This window comes from Sporosarcina sp. P20a, from assembly GCF_002743175.1.
In the GTDB taxonomy this organism is placed as follows: domain Bacteria; phylum Bacillota; class Bacilli; order Bacillales_A; family Planococcaceae; genus Sporosarcina.
On record NZ_PDYT01000008.1, the window covers coordinates 79,624 to 98,026 of the forward strand.

The window sequence follows — 18,403 nt, forward strand, 5'->3', positions numbered from 1 at the left end:
AGTCTCCTCCAGTAATTAAATTAATATTACGCCATTTCTCCTGCACCGCGTTCACGCGATTGATCAGTAGATTCTACTAGCATGCGCTTGCCTGTTTCGTTTAAATCAAGCCACAGTTCTCTGCTGACTTCTGTTCCAAATTGCCACGAAGATTCCCATCGTTGTTCAAAATCATCTGTGGTAGTTAAAATATAGGATGTGTCTATTGTGTTCTCGAAGCGCTCAATTACTTCATCGATTCTTTCAATATTTGATGTACCAAATATACAAAATCTTGTCGTAACTGATGGTAATTTCAATTTCTGATCACCTGTTAGTCCTAATTCATTATTGATCCCTTCCATGATATCCTCATTATTACGTTTATGGACCATGATCGGGAATGCAAAGTTCGGTGATGAAATAATTAATGATGAATGACTTGGCTTCTTGTATAAAATAATACTAGCCAAACCTTTTTTCGATATATACATCGCTTGTTGTACAAGCACTCGCGATGGTCGTGCATCCCGGACGCACACTGCTACGGACGATTGATCTTCCAAGCGTGCAATCAAATAATCAGCACATGCTTTCCCGAGCAACATACCACTTTGCTTTCCACCATCTATTACAGTGACGCAATCCGATTCATTCAAGATTTCCAGCTCTTCGAATTCACCTTGCAAATCCTCAAGCTCATCGTAAAGTTGTTGTAAACCGTACAGTCCAAGGAACTCGGCATTTGCTACGGTTTCTGCTCCTTCTTCCGCATAACCATAAGGCACTCCGAGAGCTTGGAAGATTTTCTTACAATGAGTATATAATTCTAAGTGAGAGACACGCATTTCGCCAACTCCTTCTCAGATTTAAACCCTTCCGTAAAGAACCGGTGCCAGTTGCCGCCCATTATTTTAGAAATTTCTTCATATGTCATACCACGAGCTTCTAATCCATTTGCGATATTCGGGAAATCGTCTGGTGTCTGGAACCATTCCGGCCAATCCGGCCATCCTGGACTCGCTTTCGAACCTGCACCGTAATCAATTTCATGTGTCCAGCGCCCCATACGCATCCATGCTAGGAAGTCCGTAGACATATTATGAGTTAAGTCCGTTCCGATTCCTACATGGTCAATCCCCATGAAATCAGCCGTACGGGCAATCATATCACAGAACTCTTCCAGTTTTGTATCTGCTCCATTGATCAAGTGAGGATATGCACAAACACCAAGTACTCCCTTGTTATCACGTAAAGCAGAAAGAATTTCCTCTGATTTATTGCGTTTAGATGGATAGATCCAATCTGGATTAGCGTGTGTAATGGCTACGGGACGACTTGAAAGCGCTAATGTATCAAGGGATGTCTTCGTTCCGACATGCGACAAGTCAATAACCATACCTACACGGTTCATTTCCTTGATGACATTTTTACCGAATCGCGAAAGACCTGGATCCGTCTCTTCGTAGCAGCTACTGCCGATCAAGTTTTGGTTATTATACGTCAGTTGCATGATCTTAACGCCCATCTCATTGAATACAGATACGAGGCCTAACTCGTCTTCTAAAGCGGATGTATTTTGTGCTCCCAACATGATTCCGAGTTTACCACTACGTTTAGCTTCATCAATGTCTGCTCCCGTTTTCACCGGTAGGATTAAATCTTCGTTCTCCTTAAAAAAGCGATGCCATTCCGCTACTTTAGTCAACGTTTCACGAGCGTTTTCCCATAGTCCAACGCAAGCGTGAACAGCCGTTACGCCACCTTTTTGCAACATGATAACAAAATCGCGGTCCCACTTACTTAATTCTAAAGCATCTATAACAATCATATCTCTCATATCTACAGTCATTTGATCTCCTCCGCTTTCGGTAATAATGGATAGAACCAATCATCTTCGAATGAAGTAGTTCCGATTTCTTCAACTAGCGGTGCTCCTTGGAATAGCGTAATCCGTACCCAACGATTGGACTTCGGGTCATACCGTTCAGCACCATATATCGCTAGTTTACAACGCAATAGATATACCGGAAGTAGATCTTTTCCTGTAAGGTTCGCTTGTATCTCACCATACTCCAGACCGTCCAACGATTGTATTCTTCTGACAATCCCTCTTAGCTCCGGCTTTTTCAGTAAGAATGCGGCTACTTTTAGATCATCATCACAGAACTCTATTTCCGTAGCTAGTTGCTGTACTTGTTCTGCAATATTCATCGGCATGTACAACTCATCACCCGGATCAACCCCACGTTCTCCGATACGCGGTTCTTCCTTTTCAGCAGAACGGTACCAGAAATAATGTCTTGATTCAGTTTTTGTGAAATCGTACTGGAATGCCCACTGATATTGTTTTCGAATAATTTCCCGCAATGAACCAATGGACATTTCAGGTATTAAATGAAGGCCGTCGTCCGCATTCGTCTGATGCTCTAAGTCGACAATCACTTCAGGATAGAGATCAATCAGTTCTGAGTTAATCAATTCCTGTGCTTCCATAGTGTAGTTCGCCTGTACTTTTTCCGTTAGCTCCAACCACAGTCTGTCTACTTCATGATTGGAACGCTCTATAGTGTGACAAACATCTTCTACTAACTTGGAAATCTCTCCGATTTCTGTTGCCAAGTCCCTCGGATTTTTAAATACTTCCATGTCCGGAATTGGAGCATCTTCAAAGAATATATGAACTTGTTGTAGTTTCACAATTAAGCGCTTGCAATCTTCTGCTGTTGGCTTCATTTTCTTCGCACGTGCCAATGCTACTTCACGAATCCACATCCACTGATGGAGAAGTTTTGGATGGGAGATCAAGTAAGGTACCATTCCAAGTCCTGTTGCATTGCCTGTCCCGAATAGTTTTTTAATTTCAGGATTTAATGTAGCCGCTTGTGGATTGTTTTTGCGTGCAATATGTTCAACCAGATCAAAACTAAAATGCCGCAACATATAGACAGCAAACATTTGAGATAGATAGGCACCGCTAAACGTATGATTATCTTTCATATGTTCATAAGGTGCAATTCCAAATTTACCGTTTCCATAGACTGCAGTTGTGCGGAATAGATAGCCAATATCGTAAATGATTTCTGCATCAGGCTGCTTACCTTGAGATAGCGCTTCCACTACATGAGAAAAAACACGTTGGCTCTTATTCGCTCTTGACCATACGAGATCCGTGACATCTCCTCGGCCCATTTCCTGTTTCGGAAGTTCTTGTTTCATTCGTTTCAATTTTTTATCGGAAATCGCTCCATCGCAAAGTGCAAATGTAACATCCCATCTTTCAGAAATGACCCGATCGCTTCGAGTTTCTTCACTGATCTCACGGGATAATGCGACAAATGTATACTGTCCTTGTGGGGTAGTAATACTATAAAGCGCTTCACCGTAACCTTCATCATTTATGTCAAAAGTCGTTTGCTCAATTTCCCAAGCTTCACGCATCATTTTACGAACTAAAATGCGTAAAAAGCTGAGACTTGTTGAGCGCATTACGCCAAGTCGTTGGATGTCCATTACTTCAGATGCCGGTCTTAGCGCATCTGTGTTTTCAATAGCTAATTTAAACATGTAAAACCCTCCATTCTTCTACTCCCACAAAATATACTCTTTCACGATTATCGGAATGCCTTTCCGAATATCTATCTCTATCATAAACCCGTTTGAATTCTCTGTCAACAATTCTATAAAAAAAGTCCATGAAGATTCATAATGAATCTCCATGGACTGGAGTAATTTATTTAGTTCTTTCAGTCATCTGGCGCCAGATTGAACCTTTTGCCTCTTCGCCTTCTTCAATTCTAGCGATCGCCATACGAACTTGCAGTTTCACTTCAAACTCGTTATCGTTTTCTGCTTCATGCAGTGCAGGTAAGGCTTGTTCTGTTCCAGATTCATAGAGGAACATAGCAGCACGCCAACGGACCAACTTGTTCTTATCTTGCAACAGACGGATAGCCGCAGCTTCGAAACCAACATAGCCAAGGTCGCTCATGCAGTCTGCCGCTGTACGGCGGACCGCCCAACTTTTGTCTTCCAGTGCTTTTTCGATATACGGAATGACAGATTCGTCTTCGATCATACCAAGATACACTGTAGCGAGTCTGCGTATAGACATTTTCTCGTCTTTCAGTGCCATCATCAATACTGGATAGTCTGACTCGTCTGGATCCGGCATTTGATCAAGCAATCGGAAGCGTGTTTCCCATTCCGGAACGATAAATTCCGATACTGTCACTTTCTTTCCACGAGTTATTGTTTCCTCGTCTGCCTTTTCCGCTTTCTCCACAAGCTCATGCAATCGCGTTTCAGGATACGCTGCTTCAAGTTCTAAAACCACTTGCTCGCCTACTTCTTGCAATTCTCCGTAACGAATTCCGTAATCTGCCCATTTCCGAAGTAAGATATAGTTTTCTACCTCAGAATGGTGAACGCTTTCCATTGCTTGAATGAAACGTTCACTTAATCCAAATCTAGATTCCTCATCACTATTGAATACTTTCACTTGCAACGGAATCTCTTTATATGTCTGTACATGCACATAGACTTCCCCGAAGTGCTCATCTATCTGTTGCTCTTCGACCTGCGTTGTCGTTTCGCCGCCTTCATTTAAAACAGAACGCACTTCGGCAAGAATGGATTCCCACGCAACATTTCCAATTCGCTCTACTGCCATAAAGTCTAATACATGATAGATTCCTTTAATTCCTTGGATAGCCAAAAGAGAACGAATCGGCTCAGGTGCCTGTGCTTCATCTTTCTTCTTATAGTTATGGCTAGTTCCATCAGGTAAAGGGGTATCTAAAACAATTTTCATTGAATTTGGACTTGGTGTTGGTTCAATCGATTTGATTTTCAAGAAAATCTCCTCCAATATAATTAATCAGCTAATTCCTGCAAATAAGACCAACGCTCAACTAGTTCTTCGTATTGTTGATTCAGCGATGCTAACTGCTCATCCAGTTGGCGAAGCTGATCATAGTCTGAACCTGTAGTCGTCATCTGTTGTTCCGTTTCTGCTATTTTTTCTTCCATCTTCTCTATATCCGACTCAATCGTTTCGTATTGCTTCTTTTCAGCAAATGTCATTTTCTTTTTAGGTACTTTAACTTCTGGAGCCGGAGCAACAACCGTAACTTTAGCTTGTGGCTTCACGTCTTTTGTATTCTTTTCATCAAGGTAATCTGAATATAGACCAAGACGCACATCGATTTCACCTGAGCCATCTAAAATCCACAACTTACGTGAGATTCGATCCAAGAAGAAACGGTCGTGGGAAATCGTCACAACTACTCCAGCGAACGTATCAATGAACGACTCCAAAACAGAAAGTGTTTCGAGATCCAAGTCATTCGTCGGCTCATCCAGCAACAAAACGTTCGGCTGTTCCATTAATAACTTCAATAAATAGAGACGTTTACGTTCCCCGCCTGATAACTTACCAATTGGCGTTCCATGTGCAGAGGAAGGGAATAAGAATCTCTCCAACATTTGCGTCGCAGACAATCGCTCGCCGTCTCCTGATTCAATATCATTAGACGTCTCACGTATATACTCAATAATCCGCTGGTTTTCCTTCATTGGTGGTAAATGTTGATGGAAATGAGCAATCTTTACGGTAGAGCCTGTATCGACTTCCCCACTGTCCGGCATGGTCGTGCCATCTAGCATTTGAAGAAGTGTCGTCTTCCCAACACCGTTCGGTCCGATAATCGCAATACGTTCTTTTGCTTGTAGAATAGCGGAAAAACCGTTCAATATCACTTTATCGTCAAAACGTTTCGTAATATTATTGATTTCCAACACTTTTTTACCAAGACGTGTCGTTTGTAAATCCATTTCAAAGTCCAGTGACTCATCAGTCTGCTTCACTTTCGCTTGAAGTTCATCAAAGCGGTCAATTCGAGCTTTCTGTTTCGTCGAACGTGCTTTAGCACCTCGGCGAATCCATTTCAATTCACTGCGATAGCGATTTCGGTCTTTCTGATCCGAAGCAGCGGACATTTCTTCACGCAATGCTTTTGACTCCAAATAATCTGCATAATTTCCCGTATGCGAATAAAGTGTTTTATCGGCTAACTCGTAAATATGCGTAGCAACTTGATCCAAGAAGTACCGATCGTGTGTAACGAATAATACGGCCCCTTGAACATTTTGCAAGAAGTCTTGCAACCACTGAATCGATGCAACATCCAGATGGTTCGTTGGCTCGTCCAGTAATAATAAATCCGCTGGCTCGATTAATACTTTAGCGAGGGCGACACGCTTTAGTTGACCACCTGATAATTCACCCATTTTCTTATCGAATGTCTCAATACCTAGCTTCATTAATATCGTACGTGCGAGTGCATTTAAATCCCAACCACCCGATGCATCCATTTCATTTTGATAGAATGAGTAACGTTCCTGATACTCTTCATTTGAAGAATCTTCGGTTAGTAGTTGTAAAGCATTTTCGTAATTAAGATTTGTACGAATAACTGGTGCATCGCTTTCGAATACTGCTTCCATCACCGTTAAGTCCGGATTGACAATCGGTTCTTGGGGCAAAAATGCTACACGGAATTTATTCGGGTGATCCATAGTGACTGTATCCGCACTTCCTTGTCCAGCAAGTATGGATAACAATGTAGATTTCCCTGTACCGTTAATACCAATCAAACCTATTTTATCTCCACTTTTTAAGTTGAATTCAACATCTTTAAAAAGTGTTTTTTCTCCAACTGTTTTAGTTAATTTTTCTACTACTAAATGACTCATCCTGGCACATCCTATTCTCAAATTGCTTCTAGTCTTAGTATAGCCGAAATTCGAGTAAGTTGAAAACATGCACGTTTATGTACCGTGTATTGTTGGGTTTGGTCGTTAGTGGAAGTGAGTGGGGTGTGGCATGGTGAAGTTGTTTTTTAAAGGGGTTCGTGGCTGTGGATTACGTTTCTTATAGTAGTGCGTAATAAGCGGCTTTAGTTTGTGGTTCTTGCAGGTGCTTTTTCTATTTGCTGTTTGATTGGGAGGTTGTGGTTTAGCTAGCAGTGTAAGTGGCAAGTCCATTGCCCCCACTCCGGCGCTGGTGGATGGCTTTCGCGATGAGCCAGAGACAGGAAGTTCGCCTGTCTTTGTCTCATCGCTACGCCTACCACTGCAGTCGCCTTCGTTGGATTGGGTGTAGGGCAGATCATATAGTTGTTTTAAAAGGCATTAGTGCGTAAGTGACCACGGATTACGTTTCTGTTTAGTGTGCGTAATAAGCGGCAATGGGTTGCGGTTCTTGCACGTGCTTTTTCTGTTCCCTATTCATCCATGAGGTTATGGTTTAGCTGTCTATGTAAGCGGTAAGTCCATTGTCTCCACTTCGGCGCTGGTGGATGGCTTTCGCGAGGAGCCAGAGACAGGAAAGTTCGCCTGTCTTTGTCTCTTCGCTACGCCTACCACAGCAGTCGCCTTCGTTAGATTGAGGGTAGGGCAGTTCCTACACTTCCTTCGCAAGAAACATATAGTAGATATTACGATGTCACTGAGCATTTTCCTATAAGAACCACAACTAGAATAAATACCGCTTAGCAGCGCAGGCACAACTGCGGGGTAGGCCGTGGCCATGAGACAACTGGCAGCACCACCGCCAGCTGGCTCCTGGCTGTAGGCAATCCCCCAAGTGCCTGCGCGGGTCCAGAAAGCCGACACTTACTAACTTCAGTCCCCAACCACCAGTCGAACAACGTCCCAACAAAAAGTCACAATGACCCGCAGCCGCCTAGTCTTTCCTGCCAAAAGCGTTTGTTAGGCGGGTACTGTTCGCTATCTCTTGTTTTGCTTTACTACTATTAACCACAACCTAAATAAATACCACTCAGCAGCGCAGGCACAACTGCGGGGTAGGCCGTGGCCGGGAGACAACTGGTAGCATCACCGCCAGCTGGCTCCTGGCTGTAGGCAATCCCCCAAGTGCCTGCGCGTGTCCAGAAAGCCGACACTCGATGATTTCAGTATCCAACAACCAGTCGAGCAACGCCCCCAACAAAAGTGACAAAGACCCGCAGCCGCATAGTCTTTCCGTCAACCGCGTTTCTAGATTGGGTAAAGCACGCAATTTATCATTCTTAGAACCACAACCAAAGTAAATACCACTCAGCAGCGGCATAGTCTCCCCGCAACCGCGTTTGTTAGTCGGGGTAATAATTTACTAAGTATAAAGCAACCTCACCGAGACTTCGGCTGACTCATGCCCGCAAGCTTCTTCACCAACTGATCCAACAACACCGGCATCTCCCTGAACGCACTATCAATATGCAACCGCTCCGTCTTCTGATGGGCATCCTTACCAAACGGCCCCACATTCAACACCGGTGCAGTTAACTTACGCATATCCTCAAACGGAATCGAATACGTCGCACCATAGACCGGCGTATTCTCTGCAAACGCCTTCCAATGATCCTCTTCATCCTTATAATGCACATAACTCAAATCGCAAATTCCATTAAAATAATGCACCTGCTCAATGGTCAGGTCAAATACTTGCGCACGCTCCTGCAAAAACTCAATTGATTCCTGTACGAGCGGATCGTCGGACGAGTTGACTGCCGGGTAATACGGCGGCGCATAGAATAACACCGTCGCTGGGCCGAGTTCTTGGCACTCCATCATCAGCGTATCGACAATACGTATGCATTGCTCGCGATCATCCCATTCTTCTTGTAATAGCACTTCCTGTTTCAATCGATTTACTTCGTTTTTTCCTAACTGATCTTCAGCATATTTTAACAACTCTTCAAAACGCAGTACGCGAATATCTCCCAGCGGTACGGCCGATTCACGTTCACATACTGCTTTATACTGTTCATTACACTGTGCCATCGCTTCATTCGCAACTTGTTGGAACAAACTCATGATTTCAGCGGCCGTCCGCTTGAATAAGAAGACATTATATAACGCAGCTGCTCGCTGTGGTGTTTGTGTAGAGTATTGGATTTTTAAATCTTTTTGGTGCAGTGTGACGGGAAGAGGTGTGGATTCATCTTGATGTATTTCACGGAATAAAGGATTCCACTCCATCTTATGCGTCAAAAACGATGCCATGTAATCTGCAGTAATTCCTTTTAGAGGCTCGCCGACATGCGTTTCTTTGCCATAGAATAAAGCAGAAGGCATAATCTTTCCGATGGTTCCAGAATAAATATATTCTTTCGTATCCGAAGGTCCTTGTGAAAACGAAGGCTCTCCGTTCAAGAATAATTTATAACGATGACCTTCCTGCTCCTGAAGGCGGACGAGTTCTTTAACAGCAGCGCGCATTCCCGCAGAGTTTACTTCTTCATCGGGTACTGTACACAATAATAAATTAATAGGCCACTTCTCTATACTTGCTCGTTCGATCAACTGAATATGTAAGGCCAAACCCATCTTCATATCCATCGTACCTCGACCAAATAGGTATTTTCCTGATTCCAAATCAATGCGTGCCGCTTCAGGCAACATATCTTTGTTTTCTAGCAACTTTTTCGTCAGTTCTTCTGGATGGAAAGCGAGCGGTTCAAGTGCTCCGTATTCATCTGTTTGCACAGTATCGAAATGACTGATTAAGACAATGGTATCTATAGCGTCTGGATGTTCATACAGAGCATGTACGACTTGCCGCCCGAGACCCGCATCATGAAGCGTAATATTGTCAGGATTCTCAGTGAAATATTCCAATTCGCTCAACTTATTTTGTAACTTCCAGGAAAAGAAACGCTCTCCTTCCGTCAGTGTACGACTATCCCAACTTACTAGTTCACAAAGTAATGCACGCAGCTTTTCAGGGGTATCAAAACGGTATCGATTCATTCCATCTCCTCCTTCACGGTTAGGTAAATTATAGCTGATTCGAAGCAAAATGAGAAAAGAACTTGTATGCCATAGTGAGGCAAACAAGTTCTTTTTTATTATTCAGACGTGGAAACTAGCTGTACGCGAGCCGATTTCACTTGCTCCACTGCTCGTTTCAATTGTCGTAGATGACGTTTTTCGTGGAATCCTACGAAACGGAACCATTGAATTAACGGCACATTTCCAAAAATCGGATGCTTGAGTGATTTACAGCGAAGTTCTGTAATAGTGGCAGATTCATAGATATCCAGCAAAAAATTTCTTGATGCATGCAACTTCTCTTTAACTTCTGGAATAGATAGATGCATGTCTGTTGGTTGTGTATATTCCATGAAATACGCCTTTACTAAAGGACTTGCCGATACACTGATCGGTTTTTTGAATACACGCAAACTCTCAGGATTTTTCAATTCTTGGGCGATGTTTGTAGCAACTCGACATTCCATTAATGCTAAATGTTCTACAATCTGTTTGGGTGACCAGCCGCCATGTGATGGTGTTCCGTTAAATTCCTCATCTGTTAAGCCATCAATCAACTGCAAGATGCGTTTACGGACCTTGATGTTTTCTCCAAAAACCATCAACATCTACCTCCATTTCTTCCTCGTAATCCAATCTATTGCCATAGCATACGCCTTTTGTTCAGAGATTTAAAGAGGGAACGGTTATATTTTTAGTAAAGCCCAGCAATGGTGACAGAAGAGTGCCAGTCAGGCCTGGTATAAAAGGCTTTCTAGTCGATTTTATCCGTCACATTTTCTACTTCTTGCGCAGTCGGCATACCGCCTTGTGCACCGAATTTGCCTACCGATAATGAAGCCGCCACATTGGCGAACTGAACGGCAGAATGTAAATCGTTCCCTTGTACTAATTGGCTAGCCAGCGCTCCGTTAAATGTATCCCCTGCGCCTGTCGTATCCACAACCTGTACAGGCACACCCGGCACGTAGATTATTTGCTCCCGATCATGATAACAAACACCGTCTTTTCCTAATGTCACGAGCAGTTGATTCGGATAGTTTGAAACCGTTTCTTCTATTGATATACCGAAGAGCTGTGCGCACTCCGTTTCATTGGGCGTCAAATAGTGAACATATGACATATATTCTAATTGAAAGCTACTCGAAGGCGCCGGATCCATCATGACAGGCACTTCTAATTCTCTACATAGCTTAAGCACAGACCACACCGTATCTATAGGAAGTTCCAGTTGCATCATCACCAATTGACTTGCTCCAATGACAGATTTCAATTCCCCAATCCGCTGCGGAGTTAACGCATGATTCGCTCCTGGTATCGAAATAATCCGATTGTCCCCTTCTGTCAATAAAACTATAGCTACACCGGAAGGGCCTTCTGCTTGTGCGATATAGCTAGTGTCCACTTGTTGATTCCGCAAGTTTGCTACAATCATTTCTCCGAATGAATCCGTTCCAATCGTGCCGATCAGCTGAACGTTCTGTCCAAGTCTCGCACATGCTACAGCTTGATTCGCCCCCTTGCCACCAGGTGACGTCTGAAAGTCCTTCCCTCTAACCGTCTCGCCTTGTAACGGAAACTTGTCCGCTTGTGCAATGATATCCATATTCGCACTGCCAATTACTGTAATCATGCATACGCCTCGCTTCCCGCCTTTTATCGATCATTTGCTTTTTTATATACTGTTTCAATATAGACTGCTTGCTGACTGAAAAGTTACACTTTGTGCTAAAGTATTTACAACGTCTCGTTAAACAGTATAATGAATAAATATACATCAACTAGATTATTCACAAGGAGAGAAATACCTTGAAAAAATATACAGCTAGCACTTGGTTAGCATTCTTAATTCCATCTATACTCGGTGTTCTACTATTCATGATTCCACTACCATTTGCAGCAGGTTGGAAAGTACCGATTGCCAAATTGGCGGATTTATTGTCAGGCTCATTGGAACCGATTATTCCACAACTTATGATGTACTTGATCATTGCGTCTGCACTCGGATCTGTGCTCTATTTATTCGTTAAAAAAGATCCAAACAGACCTTCATTCTTTACAAACTTATTCAAAGTTACACCGTTTTGGACGATTACCCGCATTGTAGGGGCAATCTTCGCGATCATGGTCGTCTATAAATTAGGACCTGAAGCGATTTGGAGTGAGAATACAGGCGGATTGCTACTTGCAGGTGATGGACTCGTTTCCTTCCTGTTCAGTATCTTCTTCTTCGCTGGTCTACTGCTTCCTTTATTACTGAACTTCGGATTGCTCGAATTCTTCGGTACGTTAATGGTAAAGATTATGCGACCTTTATTCAAATTACCTGGACGTTCTTCCATAGATGCACTCGCTTCTTGGATTGGAGACGGCACAATTGGTGTCTTGCTAACAAGTAAACAGTATGAAGAAGGCCACTATACACAGCGTGAAGCGGCGATTATTTCGACTACGTTCTCTGTTGTGTCGATTACATTCACACTCGTCATCATTGATAAAGTCGGTCTTGGAAACTACTTCCTACCATTTTATGCGACGGTTCTGTTCACAGGGTTGATCCTCGCCCTCATTATGCCAAGAATTTATCCATTACGTTCTATTAAGAATACGTATATTGACGACCGAGAATATTCCACGGAGAATGAAAAACTACCTGCCGGGACAAGCGTATTCAAACTAGGACTTACTAGCGCACTTGATACGGCTTCGAAACAACGCTCTGTTGTGAAAACGGTTCGTGCAGGTATGCAAAACGTTCTCGACATGTGGTTCGGCGTCGCACCAGTAGTTATGGCTTTCGGTACGGTCGCTTTGGTGATGGCTGAGTACACAAGCGTATTCCGAATTTTAGGTAAGCCATTCGAATACATCTTGAATATCTTGCAGATTCCTGAGGCTGCCGAAGCTGCACAGACAATGGTCGTCGGATTCGCGGATATGTTCTTGCCTGTCATTTTAGCAGAAGGCGTCATTACATCACCTATTACACTATTTACGATTGCGGCAGTTTCCGTAATCCAGCTAATTTACATGTCGGAAGTCGGTGGCTTGATCTTAGGAACGAAAATCCCATTGAATATCTTCGACTTACTCATCATCTTCTTATTGCGTACAATCATTGCCCTGCCTATCATTGCAGGTATTGCACATTTATTGTTTTAACTAGAGTGAGAACCCGTTACTTCTTTTGAAGTGGCGGGTTTTTTTGGTTGGAATTGAGCGGATAAGGCTTGAGAATGAGCGGTTAACCTGAGTGATTGAGCACTTGAAGCATGATATAGAGCGATTCACACGATTGATAGAGCGCTCGACGACTGACATTGAGCGGATTACTCGATTGATTGAGCGCTTCCCCGGTATTGAGCGGTTAGCTCGACCGATAGATCACTCCACCCCCAGCATTGAGCGGATAGCTCGACTGATTGAGCGCTTCACGCCTGGCATTGAGCGAATAGCACGACCGATAGGGCACTCCCCCCAACATTGAGCGGATAGCCCGACTGATTGAGCGCTACACGACAAACATTGAGCGGATAGCTCGACTGATAGAGCACTACACACCCAGCATTGAGCGGATAGCTCGACCGATAGGGCACTCCAGCCACAGCATTGAGCGGATAGCTCAACTGATTGAGCGCTACACACCCAGCATTGAGCGGATAGCTCGACCGATAGGGCACTCCAGCCACAGCATTGAGCGGATAGCTCAACTGATTGAGCGCTACACGACAAACATTGAGCAGATAGCTCAACTGATAGAGCGCTCCACGCCAAAAATTGAGCGGATAGCTCAACTGATAGAGCACTCCACCCAACAACCCCAACCACCTCCATCAAAAACCAACAAAAAAAACTGCTCTCACTAAAGAGAGCAGCCAAATGAAACAGCTTGAAAGCAACCCTGCTGGAATGTCGTGAATGTCCGCAAGTAAGGGAGGGTTGCGTTTGGGAATTAGCGCGGCAAAGCAATGGTGGGCTTTTGTGCGCTAATTTCCAATGAATAGACGTGTACAGTTTGCTTTCAAGTGTTTACGCGATATACAGTGTTTGCTGACGGGTTACCGAAAGCCATCTATACAGTGGAGGCCTATTCCACTGCATAGATCACCATCGGAATGCCAGCGACAAGTTGGTGCTTGCCGCTAGATTAAATTACTTGGTTTCTACTGTTTCTGCGGGCAAATGTTGAACTTTCACATCGAATGTCTTCACTTCATTACCTAATATTGGACTCGGTTCAGCCGGTGCTTTGGCGTCATGTGATTTTGCATTTCCACGACTATGTAGCCAGCTATCGAAAAATTGACGGTCTTCCCACGTCGTACATACTTTTATTTCGTCACGATCTTCGTTGTCTTCATTCAGCAATACTTCCATGCGAATGAAGCCTTCAAATGTGTGAACCGCTTTTGCTTTTGCAAAACTTGCGGTTACTTGCTCGCCTTTGCCTTTTTCAACATAGATCGTATTGATTGCGATCATTTTCTGCATCATACTACCTCCAGTTTAATTGACTCTAAATATTTAAGCACGGGTGCTGATTGTGCTCCACCTACTGCTGCATGACGAAGTAACGGAATGCCGTGTGGACCTTTCAGTTCATCCCAGTTCGGATACCATTTCAACAACGCTTTCACGATTTCGAGTTCACCGAGCATAGCAGCTGCGAATATATCCATACATGCACCTTTTTCCAATAAATATTCCGCAATATCACGATTGCCGGTATGCGCCGCAGCCCCGAGACCGCTTTCCCAGTCGTCGCCACCCCAGTGCATGAGAGCATGTACTAAATCAGGCTCCTGTTCAATCAATCGTTGTACTTCCTCAAAATTCCCATGTGCGGCAATCAAATATTCTCGTACCAGCGCTTGATCAATGGGTTGCTTCAATTCTGCTTCCGTTCTCATAGCATTCACCCTTTTCTAATTTACTTGGTGTGAAAAAGCACTTTCCATTGTTCATGAAAATCTCTGCGTCGATTTCGAAAATGGAGTGGAACATTTCTTTGCACAGAACGCATTGTGGAATTCCGTCAAAACGCACGCTACCATCTTTCAACACGATTAGACGGTCGCTGTAACTTGCTGCTTGATTGATATCATGAAGAACCATAATAATAGTCATTCCGTACGTTTCATTTAATTGTGCGACCAACTCCATGACTTCCAATTGATGTGAAATATCCAAATACGTAGTCGGTTCATCTAGCAATAACACTTTCGGTCGTTGGGCAATTGCCATGGCAATCCATGCACGCTGACGTTCGCCGCCAGATAATGACTGCAACATACGATTCTTGTATTTCTCTAATTTCGTTACACCGATTGCCCAGTCAATAATGTCTTGATCTTCACGGCTCAACTTGCCGTAGCCTGTCCGGTGAGGATGTCGTCCGAATTCTACTAACTCGCCCACCGTGACATCGAGCTGATGATCTTGCATTTGCGGAAGCATAGCTAAATTCCGGGCCACTTCCTGAGATTTCATTCGTTTCAATCGATCGCCGTTCAGCAAAACTTCCCCGCTTCCTGGTGTGATCAGTCTTGATATCAATCGCAGAAATGTCGATTTCCCCGAACCATTAGGGCCTAGTAAACTGACGATTTCTCCCTGCTTTATATGCAAATCAATGGACGTTAATTCGAATGAATCCGAATGACGGTAGGTAAGTTCCTCAGTTATCAGCAAATGAATCCCTCCGTTTTTGAATGAGATACAAGAAGAATGGCCCGCCAAGGAATGAAAGTAATATTCCGACCGGCAGTTCGATTGGATTAAATAACGTACGGGCAATCGTGTCTGCAACTACGACTAGCAATCCACCACCGAGCGCGGATGCCGGTAATAAAAACCGATAATCGCCTCCTACTATGGAGCGCATAATATGCGGCACGACAAGACCAACGAAACCGATCAAACCGGAAACACTGACAGCCATTCCCGCAAGTAGCGTACTCAACACGATGAGGAAAAATCGACTTCGCTCCACATGATGTCCGAGCAACTTCGCCACTTCGTCACCGAGACGCAATATACGGATATGCTTGACCGAGAAAATGGCTAGCACGAATGCCGCAATTGCATAATAGATGATCATTTCAAACTGCACCCAGCCGACACCTGCGATTCCTCCAGCAAGCCAAGGCAACACGGCTTGCACACGGTCGCTGTACAGTAACATCAATGCACTCATACATGCGCCGATTACCGCATTAATGGCGACACCGACTAAAATGATGCGTAAAGGCGACGCCCCACCTCTCCATGACAACGCATAGATTACAACGGCTGTTGCAAGCGCTCCAAGAAAAGCGGCAAGCGGTAAGAACATGATATAGGCTGGATAAATAATCATAATCACTGTCGCCGCGAGTCCCGCTCCCGATGAGACACCGATAATTCCGGGGTCAGCTAACGGGTTCCGCATAACTCCTTGTAAGATGGCACCTGCGACTGCGAGGCTTACACCGACAATCATGCCGACCAGCACACGTGGAAAACGAAGTTCCCATACAATTCGCCGTTCCATCGTGTCATTGGCTACAAAAATCCCATCCAAAATCTCCTGCATAGAGAATGAAACCGGACCCATCATCAGGCTTAAGATAGCCGCGATCACGAGTAAACTACCACTCGTTACAAGGACGATAACCCGCTTTTTGGCAAGTGGATGACGTTCTTTCTGCGTCTGTTCTCCTGTTGCAATCACCTTATTTAACCTGTCCTAAGCTTTCTTTCATCACGTTAAGTGCTTCCACTACTTTTGTGCCAGGATTCGTACCGAATAAGTGGGAAGGTAAGACAATGACATTTCCAGCTTTCACTGCGTCTAGATTTTTCCACGCTGGATTCTTCAACATTTCGCTTTCAAATGCCGCTTTGACTGCTTCCGGCTCACCGTGTGTAATCAACATCACCATTTCAGGATTGCGTTCGATGATTTTCTCGACGCTTAAGCTTGCGTACTGTGGATATTTTTCTTCATTCGGGAAATCACTTGCTATATTTTCTCCACCAGCCAGTTCTAGTAGATTACCTGATAATGAATTCGGAAGTGCCACCATGTATGTACCCGGTGCTCCATATACTAATAAAGTTTTCACAGCATCTGCTTTGTCCGCTGTGCTTTTTTCAATTTGTTCTGCAATGGTGTTTTGTATGGTTTTTGCTTCTTTTTCTTTATCAAATAGCTGACCGAATAGTCCAATCGTGTGTTGAATGTCTTCCACAGAGTTAGCTGCTGTGTAGACGGTCTTCGTTCCTTGGCGCTCCATATTCGCTTCATGTTGCTTGAAGCTTGGTGCAGCGATCAGGACTTCAGGATGTACTTCCGCAATCTTCTCAAAATTCGGCTGATGCGGATTCCCAATTTCAGCGATGCCTTCTAAGTCTTTATTCGGAGGGCCTTGAACTGTCGGTCGTCCATCTACTTCTATTCCAAGTGCTAGTAACATGTCGAGATCACCCGAACTCAATGTTGCGACAGATTTTGGTGTTTCGTCGAATGTTACGGTTTGGCCTGTCATGTCTGTCACTTCGATGCTTGTATCAGTTGTTTTCTCAATCTCTTCTGCTTTTACTGCGGATGCGTCTGTTTTATCTTCTGCTTTTTCTTCCTGTGCACCGCACGCACTGAGTACAAACAGCAACATCAGTACGCTGAACACACCAGCTAACTTTTTCATCTCTTTTCAATCCCCCTCGAATATAATGAGAATGTTTCTCATTGAGGAATATCATAGTAGATAATGAGAATCATTGTCAAATAGATTTGTGAGAATGAATACTTTGTACTAGTTTGAGGGGGCGTCGCTCGACTGGTTGTTGGAGACTAAAATTAATGAGTATTCTCTTTCTGGACCCGCACAGGCACGTGGGGGATTGCCTACAGCCAGGAGCCAGCTAGCGGTAAGGCTGCTAGTTGTCTCATGGCCACGGCCTACCCCGCAGTTGTGCCTGCGCTGCTGAATGATATTTAATTGGGTTGTGGTTCTAAGAATGATAATTTGCGTATCTAACCCAACCTACAAACGCGATTGGCGGAACGACTAGGCGGCTGCGGATCTTTGTGACATTTTGTTGGGACATTTCTCGACTGGTTGTTGGAGACTAAAATTAATGAGTGTTCACTTTCTGGACCCGCGTAGGCACTTGGGGGATTGCCTACAGCCAGGAGCCAGCTGGCAAAGTGCCGCCAGTTGTCTCCTGGCCACGGCCTACCCCGCAGTTGTGCCTGCGCTACTGCGGGGTATTTATATATTTTGTGGTTCTAAGCAGACTAGTAAAATGATAAAATGCGTACCTTACCCAACCTATAAACTCGGTTGGCGGAAAGACTATGCGGCTGCGAGTCTTTTTCACTTTTCGGTGGGGCGTTGCTCGACTAGTTGTTGGGGACGTAAGTTAGTGAGCGTTCACTTTCTGGACTCGCGCTGGCACGTGGGGGATTGCCTACAGCCAGGAGCCAGCTGGCGATGGTGCTGCCAGTTGTCTCCCGGCCACGGCCTACCCCGCAGTTGTGCCTGCGCTGCTGAGTGGTATTTATTCTAGTTGTGGTTCTTATAGGAAGAAGTTCAGTGACATC

15 protein-coding genes are annotated in these 18,403 nt (G+C 44.2%); 1 reads left to right on the top strand and 14 read right to left on the bottom strand.

Going from position 1 to position 18,403, the window contains the following annotated elements:
• Window positions 1-26 precede the first annotated feature (26 nt).
• The 8 genes from CSV72_RS09270 to rbsK all read right to left on the bottom strand — a co-directional run bounded on the left by CSV72_RS09270 (window position 27) and on the right by rbsK (window position 11,449).
• Window positions 27-827 (bottom strand): DUF3726 domain-containing protein, encoded by an 801-nt coding sequence (locus CSV72_RS09270; RefSeq protein WP_099662535.1) that lies wholly within the window; start codon window positions 825-827, stop codon window positions 27-29.
• A complete protein-coding gene (locus CSV72_RS09275; protein ID WP_099678094.1) occupies window positions 809-1,831 on the bottom strand; it encodes a membrane dipeptidase in 1,023 nt (340 codons plus the stop codon). Before CSV72_RS09275 ends, CSV72_RS09270 begins: the two co-directional genes overlap by 19 nt.
• Window positions 1,828-3,546, bottom strand: a complete 1,719-nt coding sequence (locus CSV72_RS09280; RefSeq protein WP_099678095.1) for a hypothetical protein — start codon at window positions 3,544-3,546, stop codon at window positions 1,828-1,830. The genes CSV72_RS09275 and CSV72_RS09280 overlap by 4 nt, the downstream gene beginning before the upstream one ends.
• Before the next feature lie 166 nt (window positions 3,547-3,712).
• Complete coding sequence (locus CSV72_RS09285; protein WP_099678096.1) at window positions 3,713-4,834, bottom strand: virulence factor; 1,122 nt, start codon at window positions 4,832-4,834, stop codon at window positions 3,713-3,715.
• 20 nt (window positions 4,835-4,854) lie between these two features.
• Window positions 4,855-6,735 (bottom strand): ABC-F family ATP-binding cassette domain-containing protein, encoded by a 1,881-nt coding sequence (locus CSV72_RS09290; protein WP_099678097.1) that lies wholly within the window; start codon window positions 6,733-6,735, stop codon window positions 4,855-4,857.
• A 1,437-nt stretch (window positions 6,736-8,172) separates the two neighbouring features.
• Window positions 8,173-9,795, bottom strand: a complete 1,623-nt coding sequence (locus CSV72_RS09295) for a M20/M25/M40 family metallo-hydrolase (protein ID WP_099678098.1) — start codon at window positions 9,793-9,795, stop codon at window positions 8,173-8,175.
• A 98-nt stretch (window positions 9,796-9,893) separates the two neighbouring features.
• Window positions 9,894-10,418, bottom strand: a complete 525-nt coding sequence (locus CSV72_RS09300) for a DinB family protein (protein ID WP_099678099.1) — start codon at window positions 10,416-10,418, stop codon at window positions 9,894-9,896.
• 152 nt (window positions 10,419-10,570) lie between these two features.
• Complete coding sequence (gene rbsK / locus CSV72_RS09305; protein ID WP_099678100.1) at window positions 10,571-11,449, bottom strand: ribokinase; 879 nt, start codon at window positions 11,447-11,449, stop codon at window positions 10,571-10,573.
• 176 nt (window positions 11,450-11,625) lie between these two features.
• Between rbsK and CSV72_RS09310 the strand changes: the two genes are divergently transcribed.
• Entirely contained in the window at window positions 11,626-12,978 is a 1,353-nt protein-coding gene (locus CSV72_RS09310; protein WP_099678101.1) for a YjiH family protein, read from the top strand.
• Window positions 12,979-13,247: 269 nt separating this feature from the next.
• Here the strand turns inward: CSV72_RS09310 and CSV72_RS16560 are convergent, their stop codons facing one another.
• From CSV72_RS16560 to CSV72_RS09335, 6 genes are all read right to left on the bottom strand, one after another.
• Window positions 13,248-13,631 carry a hypothetical protein gene (locus CSV72_RS16560; protein ID WP_233191205.1) on the bottom strand — a complete coding sequence of 128 codons (384 nt, stop codon included), beginning with the start codon at window positions 13,629-13,631 and terminating at the stop codon, window positions 13,248-13,250.
• A 337-nt stretch (window positions 13,632-13,968) separates the two neighbouring features.
• The gene (locus CSV72_RS09315) at window positions 13,969-14,307 is read right to left on the bottom strand and encodes an antibiotic biosynthesis monooxygenase (RefSeq protein WP_233191206.1); all 339 of its coding nucleotides are present in this window, start codon (window positions 14,305-14,307) and stop codon (window positions 13,969-13,971) included.
• Entirely contained in the window at window positions 14,307-14,726 is a 420-nt protein-coding gene (locus CSV72_RS09320) for an ankyrin repeat domain-containing protein (RefSeq protein WP_099678102.1), read from the bottom strand. Before CSV72_RS09320 ends, CSV72_RS09315 begins: the two co-directional genes overlap by 1 nt.
• Entirely contained in the window at window positions 14,692-15,507 is an 816-nt protein-coding gene (locus CSV72_RS09325) for an ABC transporter ATP-binding protein (protein WP_099678103.1), read from the bottom strand. The genes CSV72_RS09320 and CSV72_RS09325 overlap by 35 nt, the downstream gene beginning before the upstream one ends.
• On the bottom strand, window positions 15,494-16,525 hold the full coding sequence (locus CSV72_RS09330) for a FecCD family ABC transporter permease (RefSeq protein WP_233191208.1): 1,032 nt from the start codon (window positions 16,523-16,525) through the stop codon (window positions 15,494-15,496). The genes CSV72_RS09325 and CSV72_RS09330 overlap by 14 nt, the downstream gene beginning before the upstream one ends.
• 4 nt (window positions 16,526-16,529) lie before the next feature.
• Window positions 16,530-17,504, bottom strand: a complete 975-nt coding sequence (locus CSV72_RS09335) for an ABC transporter substrate-binding protein (protein WP_099678105.1) — start codon at window positions 17,502-17,504, stop codon at window positions 16,530-16,532.
• Between the last annotated feature and the right edge of the window lie 899 nt (window positions 17,505-18,403).

What these genes read in the sequence shown, in the direction of transcription:
- CSV72_RS09315 (WP_233191206.1), bottom strand. Translation starts at nt 14,307, where the DNA reads ATGCAGAAAATGATCGCAATCAATACGATCTATGTTGAAAAAGGCAAA.
- CSV72_RS09275 (WP_099678094.1), bottom strand. Translation starts at nt 1,831, where the DNA reads ATGACTGTAGATATGAGAGATATGATTGTTATAGATGCTTTAGAATTA.
- CSV72_RS09295 (WP_099678098.1), bottom strand. Translation starts at nt 9,795, where the DNA reads ATGAATCGATACCGTTTTGATACCCCTGAAAAGCTGCGTGCATTACTT.
- CSV72_RS09335 (WP_099678105.1), bottom strand. Translation starts at nt 17,504, where the DNA reads ATGAAAAAGTTAGCTGGTGTGTTCAGCGTACTGATGTTGCTGTTTGTA.
- CSV72_RS09270 (WP_099662535.1), bottom strand. Translation starts at nt 827, where the DNA reads ATGCGTGTCTCTCACTTAGAATTATATACTCATTGTAAGAAAATCTTC.
- CSV72_RS09290 (WP_099678097.1), bottom strand. Translation starts at nt 6,735, where the DNA reads ATGAGTCATTTAGTAGTAGAAAAATTAACTAAAACAGTTGGAGAAAAA.
- CSV72_RS09280 (WP_099678095.1), bottom strand. Translation starts at nt 3,546, where the DNA reads ATGTTTAAATTAGCTATTGAAAACACAGATGCGCTAAGACCGGCATCT.
- CSV72_RS09320 (WP_099678102.1), bottom strand. Translation starts at nt 14,726, where the DNA reads ATGAGAACGGAAGCAGAATTGAAGCAACCCATTGATCAAGCGCTGGTA.
- CSV72_RS09300 (WP_099678099.1), bottom strand. Translation starts at nt 10,418, where the DNA reads ATGGTTTTTGGAGAAAACATCAAGGTCCGTAAACGCATCTTGCAGTTG.
- rbsK (WP_099678100.1), bottom strand. Translation starts at nt 11,449, where the DNA reads ATGATTACAGTAATTGGCAGTGCGAATATGGATATCATTGCACAAGCG.